Source organism: Vreelandella aquamarina (genome assembly GCF_044805175.1).
Taxonomy (GTDB): domain Bacteria; phylum Pseudomonadota; class Gammaproteobacteria; order Pseudomonadales; family Halomonadaceae; genus Vreelandella; species Vreelandella aquamarina_B.
Map to the genome: position 1 here is coordinate 2,070,550 of NZ_CP085232.1, position 25,551 is coordinate 2,096,100.

Sequence of the window (25,551 nt, forward strand, 5' to 3'; positions counted from 1 at the left end):
CTACTCCTCTTCGTCACTGCCCCCTTCAATACGCAAAAACGTGCTGCGGTAATGGGCAAGCTCCGCAATCGACTCCTTGATATCATCCATCGCCAAGTGGGCATTCTGCTTTTTGAAGCCCACCAGCGCACCGGGGTTCCAGCGCTTCGCCAGCTCTTTAACCGTGGACACATCTAAATTGCGATAGTGGAAGAACGCCCACAGTTCGGGCATTTCCCGCTCAAGGAAGCGCCGATCCTGGTGAATGCTGTTGCCGCACATCGGTGAAGAGCCTGGCACCACGTATTGACGTAAGAAGTCGAGGGTTTGACGCTCGGCTTCTTGAGTCTCGATGGTGCTTGCCTTTACCCGTGCCACCAGCCCGGACTCACCGTGGGTTTTCTGGTTCCACTCATCCATCCCGGCCAGCAGGCTATCGGGCTGCTTGACGGCGATCACTGGCCCCTCCGCCACCACGTTCAGCTGGGCATCGGTAATCAGGGTAGCCACCTCGATAATGCGCTCTTTATCCGGCTCCAGGCCGGTCATCTCTAAATCAATCCACACCAACAGATCGCTGCGCGGTGTGCCGCTTTGCTCGCTCATTGCATATTCCTTGGCCAGTTTCGCCCCTAAAACGGCGAATTGAGTAAAAGTGTCGCTTATATTGCCCTAACCCGCACCCCATACAGGACAGTGGGCCGCCCAGATGGGTACAATGCCCTCTATTGTAACGATCATCAGGTGGTCATGAGCAAACGTAAATTAAGCCGCCAGCAGCAGTGGCGAGTCGAGAAGATCCAAGCCGAACGCGCCCAGCGCGCTGAAAAGCGCGATGCCAAGGATGCCGAAAAGCTTTCCGCGGGCGAGTACGGTCCTGAGCAGCCGGGGCGTGTGATGGCCCACTTTGGCCGCACGCTGGAAGTGCGTGACGCCGACGGCACGCCCGTACGCTGCCACCTGCGCGCCAACCTAGATGGCCTAGTGACCGGCGACCGAGTGATCTGGCGGGCAGGCCAGGATGGCTCTGGCGTGGTCGTTGCCCGTGAAGAGCGCGACAGTATTCTGAAGCGCCCCGACCCACGCGGCCAGCTTAAGCCAGTAGCCGCCAATATCGACCAGCTGCTGATTGTATTCGCCGTCGAGCCTGCGCCCCATCCCAACCTGATTGACCGCTATCTGGTAGCCGCTGAAGCCACGGGCATCGCGCCCGTGCTGGTGCTTAACAAAACCGACCTGCTACCAGAAGACGGCGGCGAACTCGGTCAATTGCTGGAGCGCTATCGCCAGCTAGGCTATCCGGTGGTACGCACCACCACGGCCAACCCCGAAGGGCTGGATGCGTTGCGCCAGCAGCTCGCGGGCCGCACTTCGGTATTTGTCGGCCAGAGCGGCGTGGGCAAATCATCGCTGATTGACCTGCTGCTACCCGACGAAACCCTACGCATCGGTGCGCTGTCAGAAGATTCGCGTAAAGGCACCCATACGACCACCACGGCGCGGCTCTACGCCATGTGCAGCGGCGAGGTCAGCAACGGCGAACTCATCGACTCCCCAGGGATTCGTGAGTTTGGCCTGGTCCACTTAGATGAACAGGAGGTGACCGATGGCTTTATCGAGTTCCACCCCTACCTGGGCCGCTGCCGCTTCCGTGACTGCCGCCACCGCAACGAGCCGGGCTGCGCTTTACTGGATGCCGTCGAGGCAGGCAAGATTCACCCAGAGCGTTTTGCCAGCTATCGACGGATTCTCGATAGCTTGAATCCGCAATGACCGCGGTTGAAATGCCGTTACCTTATTTGCTGTTGTCTTAATGTTAAAGACAGGGAGCCGAATATGAGCACTGCCAGCCACTCATCAGAAACCAATCTATTGCCGTTAATTGTGGAGCCAGAGCAGCTTCATGCGCACCTGGGCGACCCCCAACTACTGATTATCGACGTACCGGCCAATGGTGACAGTTACCGCCAAGGCCATGTCCCCGGCGCAATCTATCTGGATTTTCGCTACCTGATGCGCGGCGAAGGCCCTGTCCCAAATGACGTGCCGCCGGTGGAGTTTCTCTCCAAACTGTTCAGCGCCCTGGGGTTAACCCGCGATACGCACGTAGTGGCCTACGATGACGAAGGCGGCGGCTGGGCAGCCCGCCTACTCTGGACGCTGGAGTTGATCGGCCACACCCGCTACTCCTACCTGAACGGCGGCATTCACGCCTGGCGTGATTCAGGCCTGGAAGAGAGCACCGAGCCGACCGCGCCGACACCAAGCGAGTACCATGCCGAGATTCTCAACCCCAGCGCCGCCATTACCTGTGATGAGATAAAAGAGAAGCTCAGCAACAAACAGTTTGCCATTTGGGACGCCCGCTCCAAGGCGGAGTACGATGGCGAGCGCGGCAATAACAGGCACCTGGGACACATTCCTGGTGCAGTGAACATGGATTGGCTAGACGCCATGGACCGCAGCCGCGCGCTAAGAATACGCGACTATGCCGAACTTATGACCGAACTCGGCGCCCTGGGGCTAACCCCCGACATGGAAATCGCCACCCACTGCCAAAGCCATCACCGCAGCAGCTTCACTTGGCTGGTGGGCAAAGCGTTAGGTTTCAATATGCGCGGCTATGCGGGTTCCTGGGGTGAGTGGGGCAACCGTGACGATACACCTATCGAGAAATGAAGATACGACTGTGACTCTTTCCCAAAAAGCCTTTTCGCTACTTCAATACCCGCTGCCCCAGCACGCCCTGTCGCGGCTAACGGGCAAGTTTGCCCAATGTGATAACCCCTGGGTAAAGAACACGCTGATTAAAGCGTTCATCAAACGCTTTAATGTGGATATGAGCCAAGCTCTGGAGCCAAACCCCTCGGCCTACTCCACGTTTAACGACTTTTTTACCCGCGCGCTCAAAGCCGACGCACGCCCGCTGGGTGAAGGGCTGCTTAGTCCTGCCGATGGCACCCTCTCCCAGTACGGCCGCCTCACCACAGCGGGCACGCTGGTGCAGGCCAAAGGGCACACCTACTCGGCAGAGACACTGCTGGGCGGCGATAAAGCGTTAGCCGACGAGTTTTTGAACGGCAGTTTTGCGACGGTCTATCTTTCGCCAAGCGACTACCACCGCGTGCACATGCCGGTGACTGGCACCCTGCGGGAAATGATCTACGTACCAGGGCGGCTCTTCTCAGTTAATCAGGCCACCGCCAACTATGTGCCCGGTTTGTTCGCGCGCAACGAGCGCTTGGTCTGTATCTTCGACACCGAACACGGCCCTATGGCGATGGTACTGGTAGGCGCAATGATCGTGGCTGCCATTGAAACCGTCTGGTCCGGCCAGGTAACACCGCTCTCGGGCCACCCCCAGCGTATGCGCTTCGGGCAGCCGATCGTGCTGGAGAAAGGCGCCGAGATGGGCCGCTTTAAACTCGGCTCCACCGTCGTGATGTGCTTCGCTAAACCGGTCCATTTTGACAACCACCCGCTGGGGGCGAAAGTACAAATGGGCCAAACCCTGGGCGCACAAACGCCCTGATACAGCCTTCCGCTAACGAAGCAACCCGGTTAGCAGTTGGGTGTTGAAAACGCCAGCACCTCTTCCAGACGCGATTTTCCCAGCGCCAGCTGGATAAGGCGGTCCACCCCCAGCGCCACGCCGGAAGAGGCTGGCAAACCCTGCTCCAGGGCTGCCAGCAAATGCACGTCAACCTCCACTTCAGGCAGCCCCAAGCGGCGGCGTTCGGCATTATCATCGTCAAAACGCTGCCGCTGCTCCTCGGCATCAGTTAACTCATCGTAGCCGTTGGCCAGCTCAATGCCGTTAAGGTATAGCTCGAAGCGCGAGGCTACCCACTCGCCATCGGCATCCTGATGGCGCCGCGCTAACGCCGCTTGGCTAGCGGGGTAATCGACCACCACGCTGATCTCTTGCTGACCCAGATTAGGCTCAATGACCATTCCCATCAGCAAATCCAGGCAGGTATCGCGGCCCTCGCCAGCCAGCGCCTGGGCAGGCATGTTGCCTCGCTGCGCCGCAAGTGTACGCAGGGTTTCCAGCGATGTAGTGAACGGGTCCACCTCCAGATACCTATGGAACAGCTCACGGTAACGGTAGTGAACCACAGGGCCAGGCGGTTGCGGCAGTACATGTGCAACCAGCTCCGTCGTTTCATCGATCAGCCGTGCCAACGTAAAACCGGGGCGATACCACTCCAACATGGTGAACTCTACGTTGTGGCGAGCGCCTACCTCTCCATCACGAAAGCTTTTCGCCAGTTGGAAAATCGGCCCGCTACCCGCCGCCAGTAGCCGCTTCATATGAAACTCCGGCGACGTTTGCAGCCACAGTTTGCGCTGGCCTTTATCGGTGCGGGCCAGGGTCGAGAGCGACACAAGCTGTACATCGGTACTGCCTCCCTGCCCCAGCACTGGCGTTTCCACTTCCAGTACGTCCCGCGCCGCAAAAAAGGCACGCACTTCCGCTAGTAAACGAGCGCGCTCGCGCAGGGTGCCAATCGATGCCGTTGGCCGCCAGTTAACCGTCATTCCCTTCTCCCTAACAGCACAAAGCCACGCAGCAGTAGTGCGTGGCTTTGTGAACAAAATACTTAAGCGGCTGACTCACCGCCGGTATCACCGTGCGTTTAGGCGCGTGATACGTACTCACCAGAACGGGTGTCGATTTTCAGTACTTCGCCCTGGTTGATAAATAGCGGTACGCGCACCACGGCACCAGACGACAGCGTTGCCGGCTTGGAGCCGCCCTGCGCTGTATCGCCTTTGAGGCCCGGGTCGGTTTCCACTACTTCCAGCTCGATAAAGTTAGGCGCCGAGACAGCAATGGCGTTATCGTTCCACAGCGTGACGGTGTAAGCAGCCTGCTCTTTCAACCACTTTTCCGTCTCGCCCAGGGCTTTCTTCTCAACCGCGTACTGCTCGAAAGAGCCGTCGGTCTTCATGAAGTGCCACATTTCGCCGTCGGTATAGAGGTACTCCATCTCAAGTTCCATGATGTCGGCACCTTCCAGCGATTCACCCGATTTAAAGGTGCGCTCCCATACGCGGCCGGTCATTAGGTTACGCAGCTTCACTCGGTTGAACGCCTGCCCTTTACCCGGCTTCACGTATTCGTTCTCAACGATCGAACAGGGGTCGCCGTCGAGCATTACTTTCAAACCGCCTTTAAATTCGTTGGTAGAATAGTTCGCCATACTGCCTCTCAATGGTTCAATGGTCTGTTTAAGTCTGTGACACGCGAAGCCATGCTTCGCCGTCGATAGCGTCGTTGCCAAGTGCGCGCATGATAACCCGAAGGAGGGCTTTTTGCAGGAGAACATCATTATCGCTGCTAAGCAGGCCGCTGCCCAGACATCCAACACCTGGCAGCAGCAGCTTTCCCAAGCGATTCGCGACCCCGCCACCCTATGCAAACGCCTTGGTTTAAGCCAGCGGTGGCTTACCGGCGCCCACGCCGGGCATCGGCTATTCGAGATCTGCGTCCCCGACGCTTACCTGGCACGAATGGTACCAAATGACCCACATGATCCTCTGCTTCTTCAAGTACTGCCTACTGGAGATGAAACAGACACACCGCCTGGGTATGTGAGCGACCCGCTGGAAGAGGCCGACCACCGCCCCGTAAAAGGGCTGATCCATAAGTACGCTAACCGCGTGTTGCTGATTGCCAGCCCTGCCTGCGCGATCAACTGCCGCTACTGTTTTCGCCGCCACTTCCCCTATAGCGAGAACTCGCCTTCCCGCGCCCAGTGGCAGGAAGCGTTGAATTACCTGCATGCCGATGCCTCCATTCACGAGGCAATCCTTTCCGGCGGCGACCCTCTGGCAGCCAGCGATCGGCAGCTAGCCTGGCTGGTTGAGCAGTTGGAAAGCATCCCCCATCTGAAACGGCTGCGTATCCATACCCGCTTGCCGGTGGTCATTCCCGACCGTGTAGATGAAGGCCTGCTTGGCTGGCTGGGCAGCACCCGCTTACAAAAAGTCGTCGTGCTGCATATCAACCACGCCAATGAGATTGACCAAGCCGTGGTGGATGCCTGCACGCGCTTAAAACAGGCAGGCGTGACGCTGCTGAACCAGAGCGTGTTGTTAAGGGGCATTAATGACAGCGTACCCGCCCTCGCGACCCTCTCGGAGCGGCTGTTTGAGGCAGGCGTACTGCCCTACTACTTGCACGTGCTAGACCCGGTTCAGGGCGCCGCGCACTTTGACGTGCCCGACGAGGAGGCGCAAGCGCTCGTTCAAGCACTGCTGGAACACCTGCCCGGCTTTCTCATGCCCAGGCTGGTGCGTGAAGTACCGGGTAAGATGAGCAAAACGCCTTTGTGATCCACGCATAGTGGCCTCTAAGCCCCTGCTGGGGCTTAGAGCTGCGCCTATTTCTCGTGAGGTCGCCGCAGCCAGGGCCGCATCGCTCTCTGCCTTGTTAATCGAATACCGCTTGCTTAGCCTAGGGTTTCCGCCGTCACATTGGCCGCCGCAGGCTGCGTTGAGTAGTAGCGGTTAATCGCACTCAGCACGCCTTTCATGGAGGCGCTGGTGATGCTTTCATCAGTGCCTACGCCGAACACGGCTTTGCCATCAATACGTACTTCCACATAAGCGATAGCTTCGGCATCCGCCCCTTGGCCGCGGGAGTGTTCGTGGTAGTCGATAATTTCGACATCCTGGCCGCTGGACATCAGCGCTTTAATAAACGCTGCCAGCGGGCCATTGCCCTCGCCGGTGAGGGTTTGCCGCTGGCCGCTATTTTCGACAATCGCTTCCAGCGACACTTTGGGGCTATCCGGCTCAGAAGAGAGCCGATGGTTGACCAGGGCCAGCGGTGAGCGCTGCTCTAAGTACTCGTCGGCAAAGGCCTGGTAGATCATTTGTGAGGTGATCTCTTTACCGGTGCGGTCCGCCACTTCCTGTACCACTTGGCTGAACTCGATGGAGAGCCTGCGCGGCAGTTCAATACCGTGCTCCTGCTCTAGCAGGTAGGAAATACCGCCCTTGCCTGACTGGCTGTTCACACGGATGACCGCTTCATAGCTGCGACCAACGTCCAGCGGGTCGATGGGCAGGTAGGGAACGTCCCACGGCGCTTCTGGGTGCGCGCGGCGGTCGGCCATGCCTTTTTTGATGGCATCCTGGTGGGAGCCTGAAAAGGCGGTAAAGACCAAATCGCCCACATAGGGGTGGCGCGGGTGAACGGGCAACTGGTTGCAGTATTCCACCTCGCGCATGATCGGGGTGATATTGGAGAAGTCGAGCTGAGGATGAACGCCTTGGGTATACATATTCATCGCCAGCGTGACGATATCCACGTTACCGGTCCGCTCGCCGTTACCAAACAGCGTACCCTCAACACGGTCCGCCCCCGCCATCAGCGTGAGTTCAGCCGCCGCCACGCCAGTGCCGCGGTCATTATGGGGGTGAACGCTCACAATCAGGGTATCGCGCTTTTTCACATGGCGGCAGAACCACTCGATCTGATCGGCATAGTTGTTGGGGGTAGCGACCTCCACTGTAGCGGGCAGGTTGACGATCATTTTGTTGTCAACGCTGGGGCCGAAGGTGTCCATCACCGCTTCCACGATTTCCACCGCGAAGTCCATCTCCGTGGTGGTAAATAGCTCAGGGGAGTACTGGAAGGTCCAGTTCGTTTCCGGGTTGGCCGCCATCAAATCGCGAATTTGCGCGGTGGCATCCACAGCAATTTGGATGCATTCATTTTTATCCACGTTAAACACCACCCGACGGAACATCGGATCGGTGGCGTTATAGACGTGAACGATGGCGTTTTTGACGCCCTTCAATGCTTCAAAGGTGCGCTCAATCAGGTGCGGACGCGCTTGGGTCAGCACTTGAATGGTCACGTCCTCGGGAATCTTATCCTGCTCGATCAGCGAGCGAACAAAATCGAAGTCGGTTTGCGATGCGGAGGGGAAACCCACCTCGATCTCTTTAAAACCAATCTTCAACAGCATGTCGAACAGGCGCTGCTTGCGCTCTTGATCCATCGGGTCAATCAGCGACTGGTTACCGTCCCGCAGGTCAACGCTGCACCAGATCGGCGGCGTTTCGATACGCTGGCTAGGCCACTGGCGGTCGGGCAAGTCAACAGCCACGAAGGGGCGATATTTTTTAGAGGGGTCGGACAGCATCATAGCGGCGCTCCTGTCGTTAATCTGTTTTAGGTGAGTCAGTAGGGCTAGTGGGGGGAGGTGGCGCTGCATTGCGCTCTGCCAACGCGGCCTCCATGCGATCAAGCTGCGCTTTGAGCGAGTGAACGTCGCTACGCAGTGCCTGCAGCTGGGCAGGTTCCCCTTCACCACTATCAAAATCAAGCTGGGCGCTCTCTTTCTGCATAACGTCCAGCACGATGCCAATCATCATATTAAGAAAAATAAACGCCGTAAGAAAAATGAATGTGAGGTAATAAACCCAGCTCCAGGCATACATTTCCTGAGTGGCGTACATCACATCCGTCCAATCCTCAAAGGTAGCGATGCGAAACAGCGTCAGCATGGCAACGGAAATATTGCCCCACAGAAACTCATCAACATCATTAAAGAGGAAGCTGCCTAGCGCCGCGTAGATATAAAAAATAATAAACATGAGCAGCACCACATAGCCCATGCGGGGAATCGATTTAACCAGTGCGACTAACAGCATCTGCAGCTCGGGAATCATCGACACCAGGCGTAGCACGCGGAAAATCCGCAGCAGCCGCGCCAGCAGCACCATCTCTGAATCATCCATGGGGATCAAGCTGGCGGTGACGATGAAGAAGTCGAAAACGTTCCAGCCTCTCTTAAAAAAGCTGACTAAGTTGCGCTCGGCTGCCATTCTGATCAAAATCTCGACCAGGAAGAATACCGTCACTGCAATATCGAGATAGAGCAACCACTGCTCTATCCGGGAGGTTTCTTCATAGGTTTTCGCGCCGATGACCAGCGCGGAGAGTACGATAATGGAGATCACCAGCCCCTCGAAAAGCTTGTTGCTACGCAGCTTTTCAAAGCGGGCCTGCCAGGTATTGAAGGGTTCACTCATGGAACAAGGAGTCTCTAAACGGTTAACGCCAACACTTTATACTAAAATCACACACCTTCCATACAAGTGATATCCTGTTGTTTCACTTGATGTATCTACGCCTCCAGGGTAACCCCGTTGCTCTGGCGACTTTTTTGATTTTTTTGCGCTGGATGTGACCTCATGACACTGCTGTTGATAGCCTTACTGCCTTTATTGGGCGTACTGGTGCCGGCACTGACTGCCCAACGCGGCCGAACTTGGTGTTCGCGTGCGACGGGCATACTGCCAGCAACTGCACTTCTACTCACGCTGCTGCAAGTTCCTGCCCTATTGGAGGGTGAGGCGCTGCGTTTTTCTGCTACTTGGATGCCGGCGCTTGGCCTAGAGTTAGCGTTTCGCCTTGATGGCCTGTCGCTGCTATTTAACCTACTCATTCTGGGTATCGGGCTGCTGATTCTATTGTATGCCCATTTCTATCTGGCTAGCGATGAGCCTTTTGGACGTTTTTACGCCTTCCTGATGCTGTTTATGGCATCCATGGTGGGTATTTCGATGTCCGACAATCTCATTTTGCTGTGGCTGTTTTGGGAATTAACCAGCCTCTCATCGTTTTTACTCATTGGATTTTGGTCCTATCGCAGCGATGCCCGTAAAGGTGCACGTATGGCGCTAACCGTCACCGGCGCAGGCGGGCTTGCGCTGCTGGCGGGCCTACTGTTGCTGGGCGACATGGCAGGCAGCTACCGCATGGATGACGTGCTGGCAAGCGGCGCAACCATTGTTGCCGACCCACGCTACCCGCTGATGCTGGGGTTGGTGCTGCTTGGTGCATTTACCAAATCAGCCCAGTTCCCGTTCCAGTTCTGGCTGCCCCACGCCATGGCAGCCCCCACCCCAGTCTCCGCTTACCTGCATTCAGCGACCATGGTTAAGGCGGGCATTTTCTTGATGGCTCGGCTACATCCAGCGATTGCCGATAGCGCGCTCTGGAGCGTGGTCGTACCGCTTGTGGGCACCATTACGCTGCTATACGGTGCCTGGTTTGCACTGTTTAAAACGGATCTGAAAGGCATTCTTGCGTTTTCAACCGTCAGCCACCTGGGGTTAATCACCGTGCTGCTGGGTATTGGCAGCCCCATGGCGGTATTAGCCGCGCTGTTTCATATCTTGAACCATGCCACCTTCAAGGCGGCGCTGTTTATGAGCGCGGGCATTATTGACCATGAAACCGGCACCCGGGAGCTTAAAATGCTGGGTGGGCTTAGAAAAGCAATGCCTACCACGGCGCTGCTCACTACCTTGGCCGCCGCTGCTATGGCAGGGGTACCGCTGTTCAACGGCTTTCTCTCGAAAGAGATGTTCTTTACCGAAACATTAGCCACGCCGGTGCTAGGTGGCCTAAGCTGGCTCTTACCTACTCTTGCAGCGCTGGGTGGCATCCTCTCGGTGGCCTACTCGCTGCGGCTGGTTCATGCGGTGTTTTACAAGCCTGCCCGGGAAGCAACACCGAAATCTCCCCATGAGCCGCCGCACCTCATGCGCTTGCCTGTTGAACTGCTAGTAGCCCTGTGCGTGCTGGTGGGCCTATTCCCCGCCTTTTTCGCGACCGGCATTTTAGACTTGGCGACTCAGGCTGTGCTGAATGAGCCGCTGTCGTTCCATTTAGCCATTTGGCACGGCGTTAACTTGCCGCTGATCATGAGCCTACTGGCCTTTGCTGTGGGCATTGCCATGTACTGGCGTCATGCGGACCTTCGCCGCTTTGTATACTCTTTTGCCAGCATCGATGCGCGCCGCGTCTTTGAGCGGCTGATCATCACGCTGGGATATCGCGCCGAGCAGCTCATCACCCAACTAGAGGGCAACTCCCTACAGCGCTATATGGGCTGGCTTTTGGGGGCAGCACTGGTAATGGGGCTAATTGGTCTTGCAAGTATCCACGAGCTGACCGGCAGCAAAGGCAACCAGCCTATCGATGGAGTGGTGCTACTAGGCGCAGGCATGCTGATTTTTGGCGGCATCGCTACCGCCGCGACCCACCGCTTCCGCCTGATTTCGCTGCTCATGCTGTCAGTGGTGGGGCTGTTCGTGGCGCTTACCTTTGCCCGTTTCTCAGCGCCGGACCTTGCGCTTACCCAGCTATCAGTGGAAGTCGTCACCATGATTCTACTCATGCTGGCGCTGTTCTTCCTGCCCCAAAAGACCCCCACAGACTCTAGCCCCATGCGTAACATGCGCGACATTCTGCTAGCGAGTGCCTTGGGGCTGGTAGTCGCCAGCTTGAACTATGCTGTCATGACCCGCGAGACGCTGTCGATCTCCAACTTCTTTGTGGAAAACAGCAAGCCGGGCGGCGGCGGTTACAACGTGGTCAACGTCATTCTGGTTGACTTCCGGGGCTTCGATACCCTCGGCGAAATTACCGTCCTGGCGATTGCAGGCCTTGCCATCTTCAAGCTGCTTAACCGCTTGCGCCTGTTTATGCCCCATAGTGACGGTGAAGGCCGCGTCTGGTCGCCCGACCGCTACCCGGCCATCTTGACCTCTATCTCTATGGCGCTTTTGCCTTTGGCCCTGCTGGTCTCGGCGTTTATCTTCCTACGCGGCCACAACCAGCCTGGCGGCGGCTTTATTGCCGGCCTCATCACCGCCGTTGCGCTGATTCTGCTATACATGGCGCGGGGTGTTGAATGGGCCCAAGAGCGGCTGAACTTCCCCTTCCAGCCCGTGGCGGTTGTTGGTGTCGCCATTGCTACCCTCACTGGCCTGGGCAGCTGGCTCTTTGGCTATCCCTTCCTCACGTCGTCGTTTGGCTATTTCAGCCTACCGCTGATCGGTACCTTCGAGCTTGCCACCGCCCTGCTGTTTGACCTGGGTGTGTACCTAGCCGTGGTAGGTGCCACGCTGATGATTCTGGCTAACCTGGGTAAGGTGACGACACCACACCGGCCGGTGACCGACCCGAAAACGCCGGACACCAACGACACGCCGAATGAAAAGGAGTCCCTCTAATGGAAATGCTCTATGCCATTACTACGGGTGTCTTAACCTCATGCGGGCTCTACCTGACGCTGCGCGGAAGAACATTCCCAGTGGTTGTCGGCCTGACACTGCTCTCCTATGCGGTCAACCTGTTCCTGTTCTCGATGGGCGGGCTAACCACCGATGGAGCCGCGCTGGTGAATGAAGGCGCCAACTACGCCGACCCACTCCCTCAGGCGCTGGTGCTCACCGCCATTGTCATCGGCTTTGCCATGACGGCGTTCGTGGTCATTCTTGCCATGCGGGCGCGCAGCGAAGTGGGTAACGACCACGTGGATGGTAAAAAGGAAGACCGCGAATGATTCAGCATCTGATTGTTTTACCCGTGGTACTACCGCTGGTCGCGGGTATTCTATTGCTTTACCAACGCCAAGGACTGGTGCACTACAAGCGCGCCGTCAGCGTTATTGCCACCCTGCTACTGCTGCTGGTCTCCATTGCGCTGGTACGCCAAGCGGCCAGCGGTGAAATCACCTACTACGCGCTGGGCGATTGGCAGCCACCGTTTGGTGTGGTGCTAGTGCTGGACCGCCTCTCTGCGCTGATGGTGCTGCTCACCTCTATTCTCGCCATTGGCGCTGTGGTGTTTGCCTGCGGCGGAGATGACGAGAAGGGCAGTAACTTTCACGGGCTTTTCCAGTGGCAGCTATTGGGGATTAACGGCGCGTTTTTAACCGGCGACCTGTTTAACCTGTTCGTCTTCTTTGAAGTGCTGCTGCTGGCCTCCTATGCGCTGCTGCTGCACGGTGGCGGCAAAGCGCGTATCCAGGCAGGCGTCCACTATGTGGTACTTAACCTGGCGGGCTCGTCGCTGTTCCTGATTGCCGTAGGCATTCTGTATGGCGCCACCGGCACGCTCAATATGGCGGATATGGGCCATAAGCTGGCCAGCCTGCCCGCCGAGCGTGAAGGTTTAGTGACCGCTGGCGCGCTGATGCTGCTGGTGGTGTTTGGCCTGAAAGCCGCGATTTTGCCGCTCTACTTTTGGCTGCCCCGCGCCTACGCTGCAGCCCCCGCGCCGGTGGCCGCTCTGTTTGCGATCATGACCAAAGTGGGTATTTACGCGATTTTGCGAGTTTATTCACTCATCTTCGGTGATCAAGCTGGAGGTCTTGTGGCGCTGGAGCAGCCCTGGGTGTGGTGGCTGGCCCTCGCTACTCTGGCGGCGGCTGGCGTGGGGGTGGTAGCAGCCCGGGATCTGCGCTTGCTGGTGGCCTATTTGGTGCTGATTTCGGTCGGCACGCTGCTGGCAGGCGTGGGTATGCGTTCGGTGGAGGCCACCTCGGGCCTGCTCTACTACCTGATTCATACCACGCTGATCACTGGCGGCCTGTTCTTGCTGGCCGAGATGATTGGCCTGCAGCGTGGCAAACCAGGCACACGCATTGTTAAAGGGCGCCCGCTGGTACAGGGCAACGCCCTGGCGATTACTTTCTTCGTGGGTGCCATTGCGGTGGTCGGTATGCCGCCGCTTTCGGGAGCATTGGGCAAAGCCATGGTGCTGGTAGCGGCGGAAGGCACCCAACGGCTGTGGCTATGGCCACTGCTGCTGCTCGCCAGCCTTGCTTCCTTGATCGCGCTCTCCCGTGCTGGTTCCACGCTATTCTGGCGCAGCCACCGGGGTAGCCCCAGCGGTAGCGTCCTATCGCGGTATCAGTGGTTCGGTGTGCTCTGGCTACTCAGCGCTGCGCCTTTACTCGTGGCATTTGCCGGGCCGGTGAGCAGCTATACCCAAGCCACCGGTGAGCAGCTTGCCAACCCCCAGCTGCTGATTGAAACGCTACTGCCTGATGCTGGAGAAACTCCATGATTGCCCCTCGCAAATGGCTGCCCACCCCGGTTCTCTCACTACTGCTGCTATTGGTGTGGCTACTGCTGGTCCGCAGCTACGCCTTTGGCCAGTTTGTATTGGGTGGTGCGCTGGCTATTCTAATTCCTTTATTAACCCACCGCTTCTGGGATGCCCGGCCGCGCATTAACAAGCCGATGAAGCTATTGCGTTTTGTGCTGCGGGTTCTGGGCGATATCGTGACCGCCAACTTTGAGGTGGCCTACCTTATCGCTAATCCATGGCGCAAACTGCAACCCCACTTCATCGAGTACCCGTTAATGCTGGAGGAGCGCTTTACCATCACCCTGCTGGCAAGCACGATCAGCCTGACCCCAGGCACCGTCTCGGCCAACCTGCGAATGGATGGCAAATCACTACTGATCCATGCGCTGAACGTGGATGACGAAGAGGCGTTGATTGAGCAGATACGCGAACGCTACGAACGGCCGCTCAAGGAGATTTACGAATGCTAAGTATTGCGCTCTATATCACCTTAGCATTGGTGGTGATGGCACTGCTGATGAACCTTTACCGCCTAACGGTTGGCCCCGACCTGCCTGACCGGGTATTAGCGCTGGACACCATGTATGTGAACTCCATCGCTTTAATTGTGCTGCTCGGGCTATGGCTCAACAGTAAGACGTATTTTGAGTCTGCCCTGCTGATTGCCATGCTTGGCTTCATTAGTACGGTGGCGGTGTGCAAGTACATTTTACGCGGGGATATTATCGAATGAGCCCAGTAAGTAATGAGGTGCGTTTATGCCACTATTAGTTGAAGCGCTAATCTCCCTGCTGCTGCTGGCGGGCGGCGTCTTTGTGTTTATCGGCTCGTTGGGCATGGCGCACCTGCGCGATTTCTATATGCGACTCCACGGCCCTACCAAAGCAACAACGCTAGGTATCGGCTGTATGCTGATTGCCTCGATGGGCTACTTTTGGAGCATGGATGGTAAGCCCGATATCCAGGAGCTGCTAATTACGCTGTTCCTGTTTATTACCGCTCCGGTCAGCGCCCACCTGCTGGCGAAAACAGGGTTACACATGCAACTCAAGCATATTGAAAAGACCCAGGGTAAACCTGTCGAGCTGCGCTCCGAAGAGGTTGGCGAAAAGCCGGTGCCCCATCCAGATAAAGGGCACGGTTAAGTAGCATCGTCTCTTTACTGTTCAAGCCCCTAAAAGCGCTGGCAGCCGCCAGCGCTTCAGACTGCTGACGAACCCACCTATTTTGGTGGGTTCGTTGCTTTTAGAGCAGGCGTACACTCGCGGCCTGACTCACCACCCTCATCGCACGGCTTCTGCCCATCGTCGGGTATAACGCCCTCTGAAGAGCCCTATCAGCCCTCAGGTGACGTAAAAACGTGCCAAAAAGCCGGCGCCAACGCGCCTGCGCAATTTTCTTGAGGTTCTGACAGGCCGCGGCCAGCAGACACTGCTCTTTGACGCGTGCTAGGCCTCGCATTCGCGCATAGCGGTGCCCGTGCAACTGCTTGGCGTCGGCGAAGCTGCGCTCCACCGTCTCCTTACGTCGTTGATAGAGCTTCTTGCCCGGCTCCGTCAGTCGTCGGGCATCCACCCGATCCTTGTCGTCCTGCCAGACGTGCCGCGTGACCGTTTTTATCTGCTTGGCGTTGCGGGTACAGGTCGCCAGCCGAGGACAGCCGCGGCAGATCTTAGGATCACTGCGATAGTGGCGGTAGCCATGTCGATCCGTGGTGGCATAGATCAGCGATTGGCCCTCTGGGCACTGATAGGTGTTGGTCGCCGCGTCATAGGTAAAGGCACGTTTGGGGAGATACCCTTTTGGCTTACTGGGACGGCGGTAGCCGATGACACCATAAAGCCCGCGCTCCTCCAGTCCATGACAGATAGCCGCCGTAAAGTAACCCGCGTCGAGGCCGACACCGACCGGGGCCAGCCCGAAGCGCTGGCACTGATGGTCCAGTCGCGCCAAGTAAGGCACGCTATCGTGCACACTGGCCGGGGTAACATGGGTATCGGTAATAATGGCGTGCTTGCCGTCCACCGTGCGGTGATCCAGATAGAAGAAGCCGGTCGGTTTGCCATCGCGCACCATATAGCCGCTATCCGGGTCGGTGAGACTGATTTTCTTTTCGACAGTGGCCGGTGCCTCAGCACGCGGCGTCAGGGCTTTTTTCCGTGTTGAGCGCGGTCCTCCTCAACCGCCACGTCCAGGGCGTCCAGATAGTCCCGTGCCGTCGTCTCGACCTCTTGGCGCTCAAAACGATGCTTGTTGGCATTGGCCTTGAGATGCGTGCTGTCGGTGTAGAGCACTTCGCCGCCCACCAAGCCTTGTGCAATGGCTTGCTCGACAATGGTATCGAAGATCTCTTGGTGGATCGTACTATCGGAGAAGCGGCGGCGTCGGTTCTGGCTGATGGTTGAGGCATCGGGCACCTTGTCGGTCAAGCGCAAGCCGAGGAACCAGCGGTAGGCGACGTTCACCTGGATCTCGCGCATCAACTGGCGCTCGCTACGAATGCCAAACAGATAGCCGATAAACAAGGCCTTGAAGAGCAGCACGGGATCCAGCGCAGGTCGACCATTATCAGCGCAGTAAAGATGACGGACGCGCTCGCGGATAAAGCTGAAGTCGAGGGCGGCCTCAATCTGACGCAACAAATGGTTGGAGGGTACGAGTTCTTCGAGCGTGACCATCTCCAGTTCGTGCTGTTGGGGGGAAGGGTCTTTGAGCATATCGGCCACCACTAAAAACGATACGCTTATAAAAGCAAAACCCTGGCCGAAGGGCCAGGGCTTTGTCAGCAGTCTGAAGCGCTGGCAGCCGCCAGCGCTTTTTTCATTGCACCGGCAATGCACCCCCCACAAGGCAAGAGCTAGTAGGTATCTATTAGCCGCCCCAAGAGAAAGTAGTGGCGAATGGCGCTTTCCGGTAAGCTCTTGCCGATTGAATATTTGTGTTGAGGTACATTTACTATGTGGAGCCTGATCAGGCTATCTGCACTATCGTTATCTGCACTGTTACTTGCCGGTTGCTCGGACCCGAAAGTGGATACGAGTTCGATGCCCGCAGCGGTGGTCTCGATTGAAAAAGTGCGCGAATCGCTGCCCACCTATAAGCGTGAAGAGTTCGATACAGCGCTGAAAATCATCGCCATGTCACCGTTTAGCGATATTGACCTATTTAACCCACAGCGTATGAACGCCGCTGAAATTGCCGAATCCGCCAATGCCTATATGCACGGGCTAACGGGTGACGAAATTATCGAGCGCGCCGATGAGATGCTGCGTCAGCGCCGTGCCCGTGAGCGGGAGCAGGCGCTAAGCACCCTCAGCCGGCTAGAGGCAAAATACGCTGACGCCCAGCAGGCCCAGGAGCAGCTGGCTAAAGTCAACATTGATAGCGCCCGTTACTATATGAGTACCAGCCCCTATGGTGCGTTAGAGCCGGTGATTGAGCTAACGGTCACTAATGACACAGACCAAGCGCTGACAGAGCTAATGCTGCACGGCGTACTAAAAAGCCCTGACCGCGAGGTGGCCTGGGTGGATGAAACGTTCTACTACGTTATTTCCGGCGGCTTAGCACCAGGTGAAAGTGCCACCTGGAGCCTCGCTCCTAACCGTTTCGGCCCCTGGGGCAATGATCAAATACCGCGTGATGCCGCACTGACCCTAACACTGCTCGGGGTTAATGATACCGAAGGAAAACCGCTATGGGATGCCCCCGCGCTAACCGATAACGAGGCAAAGCGGCTTGAGGAATTGCGCGCTGAATATGGCGGAGTAAACCCGCAAACAGCGGCGAATTAAGCAAACGGCGGTGCCAAGCACCGCCGTTTGCGTACTAGGTGAGTACCCAGCGGTTAAATCAAGTCGGCTTCACCGTAGCCCAGCAGATACAGCACACCATCCAGCCCTGCCACGGAGATCGCCTGACGCGCTTCGGCACGCACGAGGGGTTTAGCACGAAACGCCACGCCCAGGCCAGCTTTCGCCAACATCTTCAGGTCGTTCGCCCCATCGCCTACGGCGACGGTTTGCGCTAAGGCCACCCCTTCCCGCTCGGCAATTTGTTCCAGCAGCGCGGCCTTACGCTCGGCATCGACAATCGGTTCATGGACCGCACCGGTGACTTTGCCATTTTCAATCACCAGCTCGTTGGCGTGGATTTCATCAAACCCAAGCCGCTCCTGCAGGTAACGGGCAAAGTAGGTAAAACCGCCGGATAAAATAACCGTACGGAAGCCCAAGCGTTTCAGGTTCGCCATCAGACGCTCAACGCCATCCATCAGCGGCAATTCAGTAGCAATATTCGCCAATACCGACTCATCCAGGCCTTCCAGCTTGCTCATGCGCTCGCGGAAGCTGGCCTTAAAATCCAGCTCGCCGCGCATGGCGCGCTCGGTGACTTCCGCCACCTCGTCGCCTACCCCGTGACGGCGCGCCAGTTCATCAATCACTTCCGCTTTAATCAACGTGGAGTCCATATCAAAACAGACCAAACGGGGCGCGGCATCGCCCCGCTGGTTCCGTTGGACCACCATATCCACGCCGAGAGTTTCACTCAGCTCCAGCGCCGCATGGCGAAGGGAGGTTAATTCACTGGATACGCCGCTCAAATGCAGCTCCACACAGTCGATAGGCTCGCCTTTTTCCGTATCGGCAAGCCGCTGGCGGTGCTCTTCCTGCAGGCCAAACTGCGCCATCAGCGCGGCCATGTGCGACTCAATATCCGCCGTTAAGCGCGGTGCCAATACGGTTAACAGAACATCCCCGCGTGCCATCCGTTACTCCCCTGCTTCTAATCGATCAACTTTTTGGAAACCACGCGGCAGCTTGCTGCCCCTTCTGCCACGCTCCCCGCGATAATACGCGAGATCATCGGCCTTGAGGGTTAGTTTGCGCTTGCCTGCATGAATGATCAGCTCGCTACCTTCGGCCACCACGGCAATATCTCGCACAAACTCTTCCCGCCGTGCGGCCCGTGGGCCGGGAATATCGAGCATTTTATTGCCCTTGCCTTTGGCCATTTCCGGCAGTTGATCAAGAGGAAATAGCAGCAGCCTACCCTCGTTGGATACCGAGGCCACCCAGAGTTCTTCACCCTCCGGCACCTCAACAGGGGGCATGACGCTGCAGCCCTTCGGCACGCTGAGTACGGCTTTACCGGCTTTATTCTTACCGGTAAGTGCCTCAAGCCGGACAACAAAGCCATAACCGCCGTCGCTGGCCAGCACATAGCGCTTGCTAGGCGGTGCTAGCATCAGACCCGCCATCTGCGCCCCCGCTGCCACGTTCACCCGACCGGTCACCGGCTCGCCCTGGCCACGGGCGCTGGGTAAATTGTGTGCCGCCAGGGTATAGGCGCGGCCAGTATCATCCAGCAGCACCAGCGGCTGGTTAGTTTTCCCCCGGGCTGCAAGGCGGAAACTATCCCCCGCTTTGTAGGAGAGCCCTTCGGGGTCAATATCGTGGCCTTTGGCAGCACGAATCCAGCCTTTATCTGACAGCACTACGGTAATCGGGTCGGCCCCCAGCAGTTCCACCTCGGAAAGCGCTTTCGCCTCGCTGCGCTCCACCAGCGGCGAACGGCGTTCGTCGCCGTGCTCTTTACCCGCTGCGCGGATCTCTTTCTCGATCAGCGTGGTGAGCTTGGCTTCGCTACCCAGCAGCCCCTGCAGGGTTTTACGCTCTTTTTCCAGCTCATCCTGCTCGCCGCGAATCTTCATCTCTTCCAGCTTGGCAAGATGGCGCAGACGCAGCTCAAGGATCGCTTCGGCCTGGCGCTCGGTCAGGCCAAAAGCGCCCATCAGGGCAGGCTTGGGCTCATCCTCCTCACGGATGATACGAATCACTTCATCGATATTCAGGTAGGCCGTTAACAGGCCTTCCAGAATATGCAGGCGGTCCTCCACTTTACCTAAACGGTGCTCTAGGCGGCGGCGCACCGTTGCACGGCGAAAACGCAGCCACTCACCCAGCATATCGGTCAGCGGCATCACCCGTGGGCGGCCATCCAGGCCGATCACGTTCATGTTCACTCGCACGTTCTTTTCCAGATCCGTGGTGGCGAACAGGTGCGCCATCAGCGACTCGACATCCACACGGCTTGAGCGCGGCTCGATAACCAAACGGGTCGGCTCTTCATGGGTCGACTCATCGCGCAGGTCGGCCACCATAGGCAGCTTTTTCGCCTGCATTTGCGCGGCGATCTGCTCTAACACCTTGGCACCGCTTACCTGATAGGGCACGGCGGTAATGACAATATTGGCGTCTTCACGCACATAGCGGGCGCGCAACTTGACCGAGCCACGGCCGGTCTCGTAGAGCTTACGCAGGTCCTCTTTTGGCGTGATGATTTCTGCATCCGTCGGAAAATCCGGGGCGGGCACGAACGCCATCAAATCCGCCGTGGTGGCCTTAGGGTGACGCAGCAGGTGACAAGTGGCTTCCACCACTTCCGAGACATTATGGGGCGGAATATCGGTCGCCATGCCCACGGCAATGCCCGTGCCGCCATTAAGCAGCACGTGGGGTAACCGCGCTGGCAGCACCACTGGCTCCTGCATGGTGCCATCGAAGTTGGGCGCCCACTCCACGGTGCCCTGGCCCAGCTCGCTGAGCAGCACCTCGGCAAATTTGGAAAGCTTGGCCTCGGTGTAGCGCATCGCCGCGAAGGATTTCGGGTCGTCGGGGCTACCCCAGTTACCCTGGCCATCCACCAACGGGTAGCGGTAGCTGAATGACTGCGCCATCAGCACCATGGCTTCGTAACAGGCGCTATCCCCGTGGGGGTGGAACTTACCCAACACATCACCGACGGTACGCGCCGACTTTTTGTACTTGGCATTGGCATGCAGCGCCAGCTCGCGCATGGCGTAAATGATCCGCCGCTGCACGGGTTTCATGCCATCGCCAATGTTGGGCAGCGCGCGGTCTAAAATGACGTACATCGAGTAGTCGAGATACGCTTTTTCGGTGTAGTCGCGCAGGGACAGACGCTCGACGTCGCCCTCCGCTACCTGAATATCCATGGTCATCGGGGTTATACCTCAATGTCTGCGAGGTTGCCGTAATCTTCCAGCCACTTTTTGCGGTCGCTGGCACGCTTTTTAGCCAGCAGCATATCCATCATTTCCAAGGTGCCATCTCCCTCTTCCAGGGTGAGCTGCACCAGGCGGCGGGTTTCCACGGCCATGGTGGTTTCGCGTAGCTGCAGCGGGCTCATCTCCCCCAGGCCTTTAAAGCGCTGGACGTTGGGAGTACCCCGCTTTTTCGCCAGCTGTTTCAAAATCGCGGCTTTCTCGCTCTCATCCAGGGCGTAATGCACCTCTTTGCCAAGATCGATCCGGTAGAGCGGCGGCATAGCGACAAACACATGCCCTGCATCAACCAGGGCGGGGAAGTGTTTTACAAACAGCGCGCACAGCAGCGTGGCGATGTGCAGACCATCGGAGTCGGCATCCGCCAGAATGCAGATTTTGTGATAACGCAGCTTCTCAAGGTTGGCGCTGCCGGGGTCGGCACCAATCGCCACGGCAATATCGTGGACTTCCTGAGAGCCGTAGATATCGTGAGAGTCCACTTCCCAGGTATTGAGGATCTTACCGCGCAGCGGCAGGATGGCCTGGGTGTCACGGTTACGCGCCTGCTTGGCGCTGCCGCCTGCCGAGTCGCCCTCCACCAGAAACAGCTCGCTCAGCGCCGGGTCTTGCCCCGAACAATCCGCCAGCTTGCCCGGCAGCGCCGGACCGGAGGTCACTTTCTTACGCGCGACCTTCTTCGACTTCTTCTGGCGCTGCTGGGCCGCGCTGATCACCAGTTCGGCAAGCTGTTCGGCCTGCTCGACGTGATGGTTCAGCCACAGCGAGAAGGCGTCTTTGACCACGCCTGAGACAAATCCAGCAATGGTGCGCGAGGAAAGCCGCTCTTTCGTTTGGCCAGCAAACTGAGGGTCGAGCATTTTCACCGAGAGCACGAAGGAAGCGCGCTCCCACAGGTCGTCGGCGGTCAGCTTGATGCCGCGGGGCAGCAGGCTGCGGTATTCACAGAATTCCCGCAGGGCGTCTAACAGGCCGGACCGAAAACCGTTGACGTGGGTGCCACCCTGGGGCGTGGGAATAAGGTTAACGTAACTCTCCAGCAGCGCCTCGCCGCCTTCTGGCAGCCACTGAATGGCCCAGTCCACGCCGTGTTCGTCGTCGCTGAAGTGGCCTACAAACGGCTCTTTGGGCAGCACTTCGTAGCCATCGGTGGCTTCGGCCAAGTAGTCGCGCAGACCATCGGCGTAGGCCCACTCGGTTTTGGTGCCATCCGGCTCTACCAGCGTGACCGCAAGCCCTGGGCAAAGTACCGCTTTGGCACGCAGCAGGTGCTTGAGTTTGGAAAGCGCCAGTTTCGGGCTGTCAAAGTAGCTCTCGTCCGGCCAGAAGCGTACCAGGGTGCCGGTGGCGCGCTTGGCGGCTTTACCGATTTCGTGAAGCTCTTCGACTTTCTCGCCATGTTCAAAGGCGATGGCATGGCGGGCACCGTTACGGGTCACTTCGACTTCTAAACGCCGTGATAGCGCATTGACCACCGAGACGCCCACCCCGTGCAAACCGCCCGAGAAACGGTAGCTGGAGGAGGAGAATTTACCGCCCGCATGGAGCTTGGTGAGAATGAGTTCAACCCCTGACACGCCGTGCTCCGGGTGCAGGTCGATGGGCATACCGCGGCCGTTATCCTGCACTTCAATGGCACCGTCGCTATGGAGTACCACGCTGATGTTTGAAGCGTGCCCGGCGAGCGCCTCATCGACACTGTTGTCGATGACCTCTTGGGCGAGGTGGTTAGGCCGCGAGGTATCGGTATACATACCGGGACGCTTACGTACCGGCTCTAGCCCTGATAGGACCTCGATAGAGCTCGCACCGTACTGGGAGGCATCAAACTGGGTCATGTAACGTCGGTTCCTGAAAAAAACGTACTGAGCAAAAGCGTACTGGCGGCCTCAAGGGGTGCCGTAAAAAAACCCGCACCCCCAGGGCTCTCACCGAGTGAGGCCGCGAAGAAAGGCACACAGGATAGCGGAAAAGCAAAAAGCTGTATATCCAGCCATATGAGTTGGGTGTCCTACTCCTGCTCTGCGGTCCAAAACGCCTCAATCAGCCCGCGACTAGAGGCGTCCATGCGGCCAATATCACCTTCCCCGTCGATAATGGCCTGGGTATCGGTGGCAATTTGCTTGCCCAGCTCGACGCCCCACTGGTCAAAGGGGTTGATGTCCCAAATCACGGCCTGCACGAACACCTTGTGTTCATATAGCGCAATCAGCGCGCCTAGGGTGGTGGGCGTCAGCTTATCCAGCAGCACCGTGGTCGAGGGCTGGTTGCCCCGATAGCGCTTGTGTTCGGGGCGCGGGCCATCGTCATCCAGGGCATCATCCCCCAGCATCAGCACGCGAGACTGGGCAAAACAGTTAGCCAGCGCCAGACGATGCTGGGCCTTCAAGTGGCGACGGGTATCCGGGTCTTCCACCTCATCGTAGCGCTTCAAGGGCGCGATAAAGTCGCATACCACCGGCTGCGTGCCCTGGTGCAGCAGTTGGTAAAACGCATGCTGGGCATTAGGGCCTAACTGCCCCCACAGCACTGGGCAGGTGGAGTAGTTCACCACCTGGCCCTGGCGGGTCACCGATTTACCGTTGGACTCCATCTCAAGCTGTTCAAGATAAGCAGCAAAGTACTCAAGCCGCCCGTCATAGGGCAGAATCGAGTGGGCACGAATATCCAGAAAGTTGACGTTCCAGATGCCCGCCAAACCTAATAACACCGGCAGGTTGTCCTCCAGCGGCGCATCGCGGAAGTGGCTGTCCATGGCATGGGCGCCCGCCAGCAGCTCGCGGAAGTTCTTCATGCCAATCACCAGCGCAATCGGCAGGCCAATGGTGCCCCACAACGAGTAGCGCCCGCCGACCCACTCCCAGAACATCAGCTGGTGGTCTGGAGTAATCCCCCACTCGCTCATCTTTTCAGGGCTTGCCGAGACGCCAATAAAGTGCTGGCGCACAATCAGCTCAGCGCTGATCGGTTTGGCATGGGGGCTGGCGTCCGGCAGGTCGGCGTGCTTAGTGAGCCGCCCGATGAGCCAGTCGCGGGCCGTGTTCGCGTTGGAGAGCGTATCAATGGTGGTGAACGACTTCGACGACAGCACAAACAGCGTGGTTTCGGGGTTAAACCGGCTGAGATAATCCGCCAGTTGGGAGCCATCCATCGTAGAGGCAAAATGCACCTCCACCGGGTGAATATCGCTGGGGCGGTAGTCCGCTAGGGCATGGGTAACCATCAGCGGCCCTAAATCCGAACCGCCCACCCCCAAATTCACCACATGGCGAATGGGCTTGCCGGTGGCTCCGCGCCACTGGCCGGCGTGTAGCCGCTGCACCAGCCGCTCCATTTGCGCCAGGCTGTCATGCACGGCCCCGACGATATCTTCGCCTTCCACTTCCAGGCTCGCATCCGCAGGTAGGCGCAAAGCAGTATGCAACGCTGGGCGATTTTCGCTCACGTTCACCCGCTTGCCGCTTAATAGCGCTTCGATGGCCCCAGGCACTCCCGCCTCTTGTGCCAGCGCCAGCAGGTGCTCCAGCGTATCGTCGTCCCAGCGCTGCTTGGAAAGGTCAAGGGTGAGCCCCGCCACCTGGCGGGTAAAGTGCTGCCAGCGGCCAGGGTCATCCCCAAACAGGTTTTTCAAGTGGACATGTTTAAGTGCTTGAGCGTGCTGCTGTAACGTTTGCCAAGCGGGTAGCGTATCGGGAGTTGCTGTTGCTGAAGCCATATGCCCTCTCCTGTGGCGTCGTTCCGTGAGGCAGGAATCTGTGTTCATCAGGTCTGTTCTGTATTAACAAGGGCGCGTAAACTACGCAGCCTCATTAACCATCCTGGCTTGCCCATGAGTGATGCATCTTACCGCGACGCTATCTTTTCAACACCCCTCGACAAGGTGGCAAGGTTCTCCTTCGATGAGCAGGTGGTCGCGTGCTTCCCCGATATGATCCGCCGCTCGGTGCCCGGCTACGGCCAAATCCTGGGTATGTTGAGCCTGATTGCCAAACGCCATCTGCGCCACGGCGCCCATGTTTACGACCTGGGCTGCTCGCTGGGCGCATCAGGCCTCGCCCTGGCAGGCGCACTGCCCGCCGATGCGTTCCGCTATACCGGTATTGATCTTTCACCGGCCATGGCGGCCCGGGCGAAGCAGACCTTTCTCGATGAGTGCCCCGACCACGCCATGCAAGTGGAGGAAGCCGATATTCGTACCTACGAGTATGCGCCTTCGGGGATGATCATTCTCAACTTTACGCTGCAGTTTTTGCCCCCGGCAGATCGTGATGCGCTGCTCAAACGGCTTTACGACACGCTTGAGCCCGGCGGCGTGCTGATTCTTTCGGAAAAAACCGTCGATGCCGACGAGCGCGACAACGCTTGGCGGGTCGAGCGCTACCACGACTTCAAGCGTGCCAATGGCTACAGCGATATGGAGATCAGCCAAAAGCGCACCGCGCTTGAGAACGTGCTGATTCCCGATACGCTCGATGCACTGCACGAGCGCTTGTCGCTGGCGGGCTTTCCCCGCTCCATGACCTGGTTCCAGTACCTGAACTTCACCTCGCTGATCGCCTTTAAGGAGGGTTAA

At 58.0% G+C, this 25,551-nt stretch carries 22 protein-coding genes; 12 read left to right on the plus strand and 10 right to left on the minus strand.

Annotation, left to right across the window (positions count from 1 at the left end; translation table 11 throughout):
- Complete coding sequence (gene orn, locus LG300_RS09765) at positions 1-585, minus strand: oligoribonuclease (protein WP_404374959.1); 585 nt, start codon at positions 583-585, stop codon at positions 1-3.
- 144 nt (positions 586-729) lie between these two features.
- Here orn and rsgA point away from each other — a divergent pair, with 144 nt between their 5' ends.
- From rsgA to asd, 3 genes are all read left to right on the plus strand, one after another.
- On the plus strand, positions 730-1,752 hold the full coding sequence (gene rsgA / locus LG300_RS09770; RefSeq protein ID WP_404374961.1) for a small ribosomal subunit biogenesis GTPase RsgA: 1,023 nt from the start codon (positions 730-732) through the stop codon (positions 1,750-1,752).
- A gap of 63 nt (positions 1,753-1,815) precedes the next feature.
- Positions 1,816-2,658 carry a sulfurtransferase gene (locus tag LG300_RS09775; protein ID WP_404374963.1) on the plus strand — a complete coding sequence of 281 codons (843 nt, stop codon included), beginning with the start codon at positions 1,816-1,818 and terminating at the stop codon, positions 2,656-2,658.
- A 10-nt stretch (positions 2,659-2,668) separates the two neighbouring features.
- Positions 2,669-3,511, plus strand: a complete 843-nt coding sequence (gene asd / locus LG300_RS09780; protein WP_404374964.1) for an archaetidylserine decarboxylase — start codon at positions 2,669-2,671, stop codon at positions 3,509-3,511.
- Between the two features lie 29 nt (positions 3,512-3,540).
- Here asd and epmA read toward each other — a convergent pair whose 3' ends face one another.
- Together epmA and efp are read right to left on the minus strand one after the other, a co-directional pair.
- Entirely contained in the window at positions 3,541-4,521 is a 981-nt protein-coding gene (gene epmA, locus LG300_RS09785; protein ID WP_404374966.1) for an EF-P lysine aminoacylase EpmA, read from the minus strand.
- Between the two features lie 98 nt (positions 4,522-4,619).
- A complete protein-coding gene (gene efp / locus LG300_RS09790) occupies positions 4,620-5,186 on the minus strand; it encodes an elongation factor P (RefSeq protein ID WP_404374968.1) in 567 nt (188 codons plus the stop codon).
- A gap of 112 nt (positions 5,187-5,298) precedes the next feature.
- Between efp and epmB the strand changes: the two genes are divergently transcribed.
- Positions 5,299-6,321 carry an EF-P beta-lysylation protein EpmB gene (gene epmB, locus LG300_RS09795; RefSeq protein ID WP_404374970.1) on the plus strand — a complete coding sequence of 341 codons (1,023 nt, stop codon included), beginning with the start codon at positions 5,299-5,301 and terminating at the stop codon, positions 6,319-6,321.
- Positions 6,322-6,437: 116 nt separating this feature from the next.
- Here epmB and leuA read toward each other — a convergent pair whose 3' ends face one another.
- Together leuA and LG300_RS09805 are read right to left on the minus strand one after the other, a co-directional pair.
- Entirely contained in the window at positions 6,438-8,144 is a 1,707-nt protein-coding gene (leuA, locus tag LG300_RS09800) for a 2-isopropylmalate synthase (protein ID WP_404374972.1), read from the minus strand.
- Between the two features lie 16 nt (positions 8,145-8,160).
- Complete coding sequence (locus LG300_RS09805) at positions 8,161-9,033, minus strand: ion transporter (RefSeq protein WP_404374973.1); 873 nt, start codon at positions 9,031-9,033, stop codon at positions 8,161-8,163.
- Between the two features lie 162 nt (positions 9,034-9,195).
- On the opposite strand from LG300_RS09805, the gene LG300_RS09810 reads away from it, so the two are divergent.
- Genes LG300_RS09810 through LG300_RS09835 form a run of 6 tightly spaced genes read left to right on the plus strand, consistent with a single transcriptional unit; the run spans position 9,196 to position 15,036 of the window.
- A complete protein-coding gene (locus tag LG300_RS09810; protein WP_404374975.1) occupies positions 9,196-12,027 on the plus strand; it encodes a monovalent cation/H+ antiporter subunit A in 2,832 nt (943 codons plus the stop codon).
- Positions 12,027-12,359, plus strand: coding sequence for a Na+/H+ antiporter subunit C (locus LG300_RS09815; RefSeq protein WP_404374977.1), 333 nt, complete (start codon positions 12,027-12,029; stop codon positions 12,357-12,359). The genes LG300_RS09810 and LG300_RS09815 overlap by 1 nt, the downstream gene beginning before the upstream one ends.
- Positions 12,356-13,867 carry a monovalent cation/H+ antiporter subunit D gene (locus tag LG300_RS09820; RefSeq protein WP_404374979.1) on the plus strand — a complete coding sequence of 504 codons (1,512 nt, stop codon included), beginning with the start codon at positions 12,356-12,358 and terminating at the stop codon, positions 13,865-13,867. The genes LG300_RS09815 and LG300_RS09820 overlap by 4 nt, the downstream gene beginning before the upstream one ends.
- Complete coding sequence (locus LG300_RS09825; RefSeq protein ID WP_404374981.1) at positions 13,864-14,361, plus strand: Na+/H+ antiporter subunit E; 498 nt, start codon at positions 13,864-13,866, stop codon at positions 14,359-14,361. Before LG300_RS09820 ends, LG300_RS09825 begins: the two co-directional genes overlap by 4 nt.
- Entirely contained in the window at positions 14,355-14,624 is a 270-nt protein-coding gene (locus LG300_RS09830) for a K+/H+ antiporter subunit F (protein WP_044629074.1), read from the plus strand. The genes LG300_RS09825 and LG300_RS09830 overlap by 7 nt, the downstream gene beginning before the upstream one ends.
- 25 nt (positions 14,625-14,649) lie before the next feature.
- Positions 14,650-15,036 (plus strand): Na+/H+ antiporter subunit G, encoded by a 387-nt coding sequence (locus LG300_RS09835; protein WP_404374984.1) that lies wholly within the window; start codon positions 14,650-14,652, stop codon positions 15,034-15,036.
- Positions 15,037-15,136: 100 nt separating this feature from the next.
- On the opposite strand, the gene LG300_RS09840 is transcribed toward LG300_RS09835, so the two are convergent.
- A protein-coding gene (locus LG300_RS09840) for an IS1182 family transposase (protein ID WP_404375016.1) occupies positions 15,137-16,608 on the minus strand; the annotation gives its coding sequence in 2 pieces (ribosomal slippage) (positions 15,137-16,038 and positions 16,038-16,608; 1,473 coding nt in all).
- A 240-nt stretch (positions 16,609-16,848) separates the two neighbouring features.
- Here LG300_RS09840 and LG300_RS09845 point away from each other — a divergent pair.
- Complete coding sequence (locus LG300_RS09845) at positions 16,849-17,685, plus strand: DUF6694 family lipoprotein (protein WP_404374986.1); 837 nt, start codon at positions 16,849-16,851, stop codon at positions 17,683-17,685.
- A gap of 53 nt (positions 17,686-17,738) precedes the next feature.
- On the opposite strand, the gene serB is transcribed toward LG300_RS09845, so the two are convergent.
- The 4 genes from serB to pgi form a co-directional block, all read right to left on the minus strand.
- A complete protein-coding gene (gene serB, locus LG300_RS09850; RefSeq protein ID WP_404374988.1) occupies positions 17,739-18,659 on the minus strand; it encodes a phosphoserine phosphatase SerB in 921 nt (306 codons plus the stop codon).
- Positions 18,660-18,662: 3 nt separating this feature from the next.
- Complete coding sequence (gene parC / locus LG300_RS09855; RefSeq protein ID WP_404374991.1) at positions 18,663-20,915, minus strand: DNA topoisomerase IV subunit A; 2,253 nt, start codon at positions 20,913-20,915, stop codon at positions 18,663-18,665.
- Positions 20,916-20,920: 5 nt separating this feature from the next.
- On the minus strand, positions 20,921-22,816 hold the full coding sequence (gene parE, locus LG300_RS09860) for a DNA topoisomerase IV subunit B (protein ID WP_404374993.1): 1,896 nt from the start codon (positions 22,814-22,816) through the stop codon (positions 20,921-20,923).
- 173 nt (positions 22,817-22,989) lie between these two features.
- Complete coding sequence (gene pgi, locus LG300_RS09865) at positions 22,990-24,693, minus strand: glucose-6-phosphate isomerase (RefSeq protein ID WP_404374995.1); 1,704 nt, start codon at positions 24,691-24,693, stop codon at positions 22,990-22,992.
- A gap of 114 nt (positions 24,694-24,807) precedes the next feature.
- Between pgi and cmoA the strand changes: the two genes are divergently transcribed.
- Positions 24,808-25,551 carry a carboxy-S-adenosyl-L-methionine synthase CmoA gene (gene cmoA / locus LG300_RS09870; protein WP_404374997.1) on the plus strand — a complete coding sequence of 248 codons (744 nt, stop codon included), beginning with the start codon at positions 24,808-24,810 and terminating at the stop codon, positions 25,549-25,551.

Bases quoted from the DNA above. Each gene is read 5' to 3' on its own strand.
- LG300_RS09820 (WP_404374979.1), top strand. From the start codon at position 12,356: ATGATTCAGCATCTGATTGTTTTACCCGTGGTACTACCGCTGGTCGCG.
- pgi (WP_404374995.1), bottom strand. From the start codon at position 24,693: ATGGCTTCAGCAACAGCAACTCCCGATACGCTACCCGCTTGGCAAACG.
- LG300_RS09845 (WP_404374986.1), top strand. From the start codon at position 16,849: ATGTGGAGCCTGATCAGGCTATCTGCACTATCGTTATCTGCACTGTTA.
- parE (WP_404374993.1), bottom strand. From the start codon at position 22,816: ATGACCCAGTTTGATGCCTCCCAGTACGGTGCGAGCTCTATCGAGGTC.
- orn (WP_404374959.1), bottom strand. From the start codon at position 585: ATGAGCGAGCAAAGCGGCACACCGCGCAGCGATCTGTTGGTGTGGATT.
- serB (WP_404374988.1), bottom strand. From the start codon at position 18,659: ATGGCACGCGGGGATGTTCTGTTAACCGTATTGGCACCGCGCTTAACG.
- leuA (WP_404374972.1), bottom strand. From the start codon at position 8,144: ATGATGCTGTCCGACCCCTCTAAAAAATATCGCCCCTTCGTGGCTGTT.
- rsgA (WP_404374961.1), top strand. From the start codon at position 730: ATGAGCAAACGTAAATTAAGCCGCCAGCAGCAGTGGCGAGTCGAGAAG.
- LG300_RS09830 (WP_044629074.1), top strand. From the start codon at position 14,355: ATGCTAAGTATTGCGCTCTATATCACCTTAGCATTGGTGGTGATGGCA.
- LG300_RS09835 (WP_404374984.1), top strand. From the start codon at position 14,650: ATGCCACTATTAGTTGAAGCGCTAATCTCCCTGCTGCTGCTGGCGGGC.
- LG300_RS09775 (WP_404374963.1), top strand. From the start codon at position 1,816: ATGAGCACTGCCAGCCACTCATCAGAAACCAATCTATTGCCGTTAATT.
- parC (WP_404374991.1), bottom strand. From the start codon at position 20,915: ATGACCATGGATATTCAGGTAGCGGAGGGCGACGTCGAGCGTCTGTCC.
- cmoA (WP_404374997.1), top strand. From the start codon at position 24,808: ATGAGTGATGCATCTTACCGCGACGCTATCTTTTCAACACCCCTCGAC.
- epmA (WP_404374966.1), bottom strand. From the start codon at position 4,521: ATGACGGTTAACTGGCGGCCAACGGCATCGATTGGCACCCTGCGCGAG.
- LG300_RS09805 (WP_404374973.1), bottom strand. From the start codon at position 9,033: ATGAGTGAACCCTTCAATACCTGGCAGGCCCGCTTTGAAAAGCTGCGT.
- LG300_RS09810 (WP_404374975.1), top strand. From the start codon at position 9,196: ATGACACTGCTGTTGATAGCCTTACTGCCTTTATTGGGCGTACTGGTG.
- efp (WP_404374968.1), bottom strand. From the start codon at position 5,186: ATGGCGAACTATTCTACCAACGAATTTAAAGGCGGTTTGAAAGTAATG.
- LG300_RS09815 (WP_404374977.1), top strand. From the start codon at position 12,027: ATGGAAATGCTCTATGCCATTACTACGGGTGTCTTAACCTCATGCGGG.
- LG300_RS09825 (WP_404374981.1), top strand. From the start codon at position 13,864: ATGATTGCCCCTCGCAAATGGCTGCCCACCCCGGTTCTCTCACTACTG.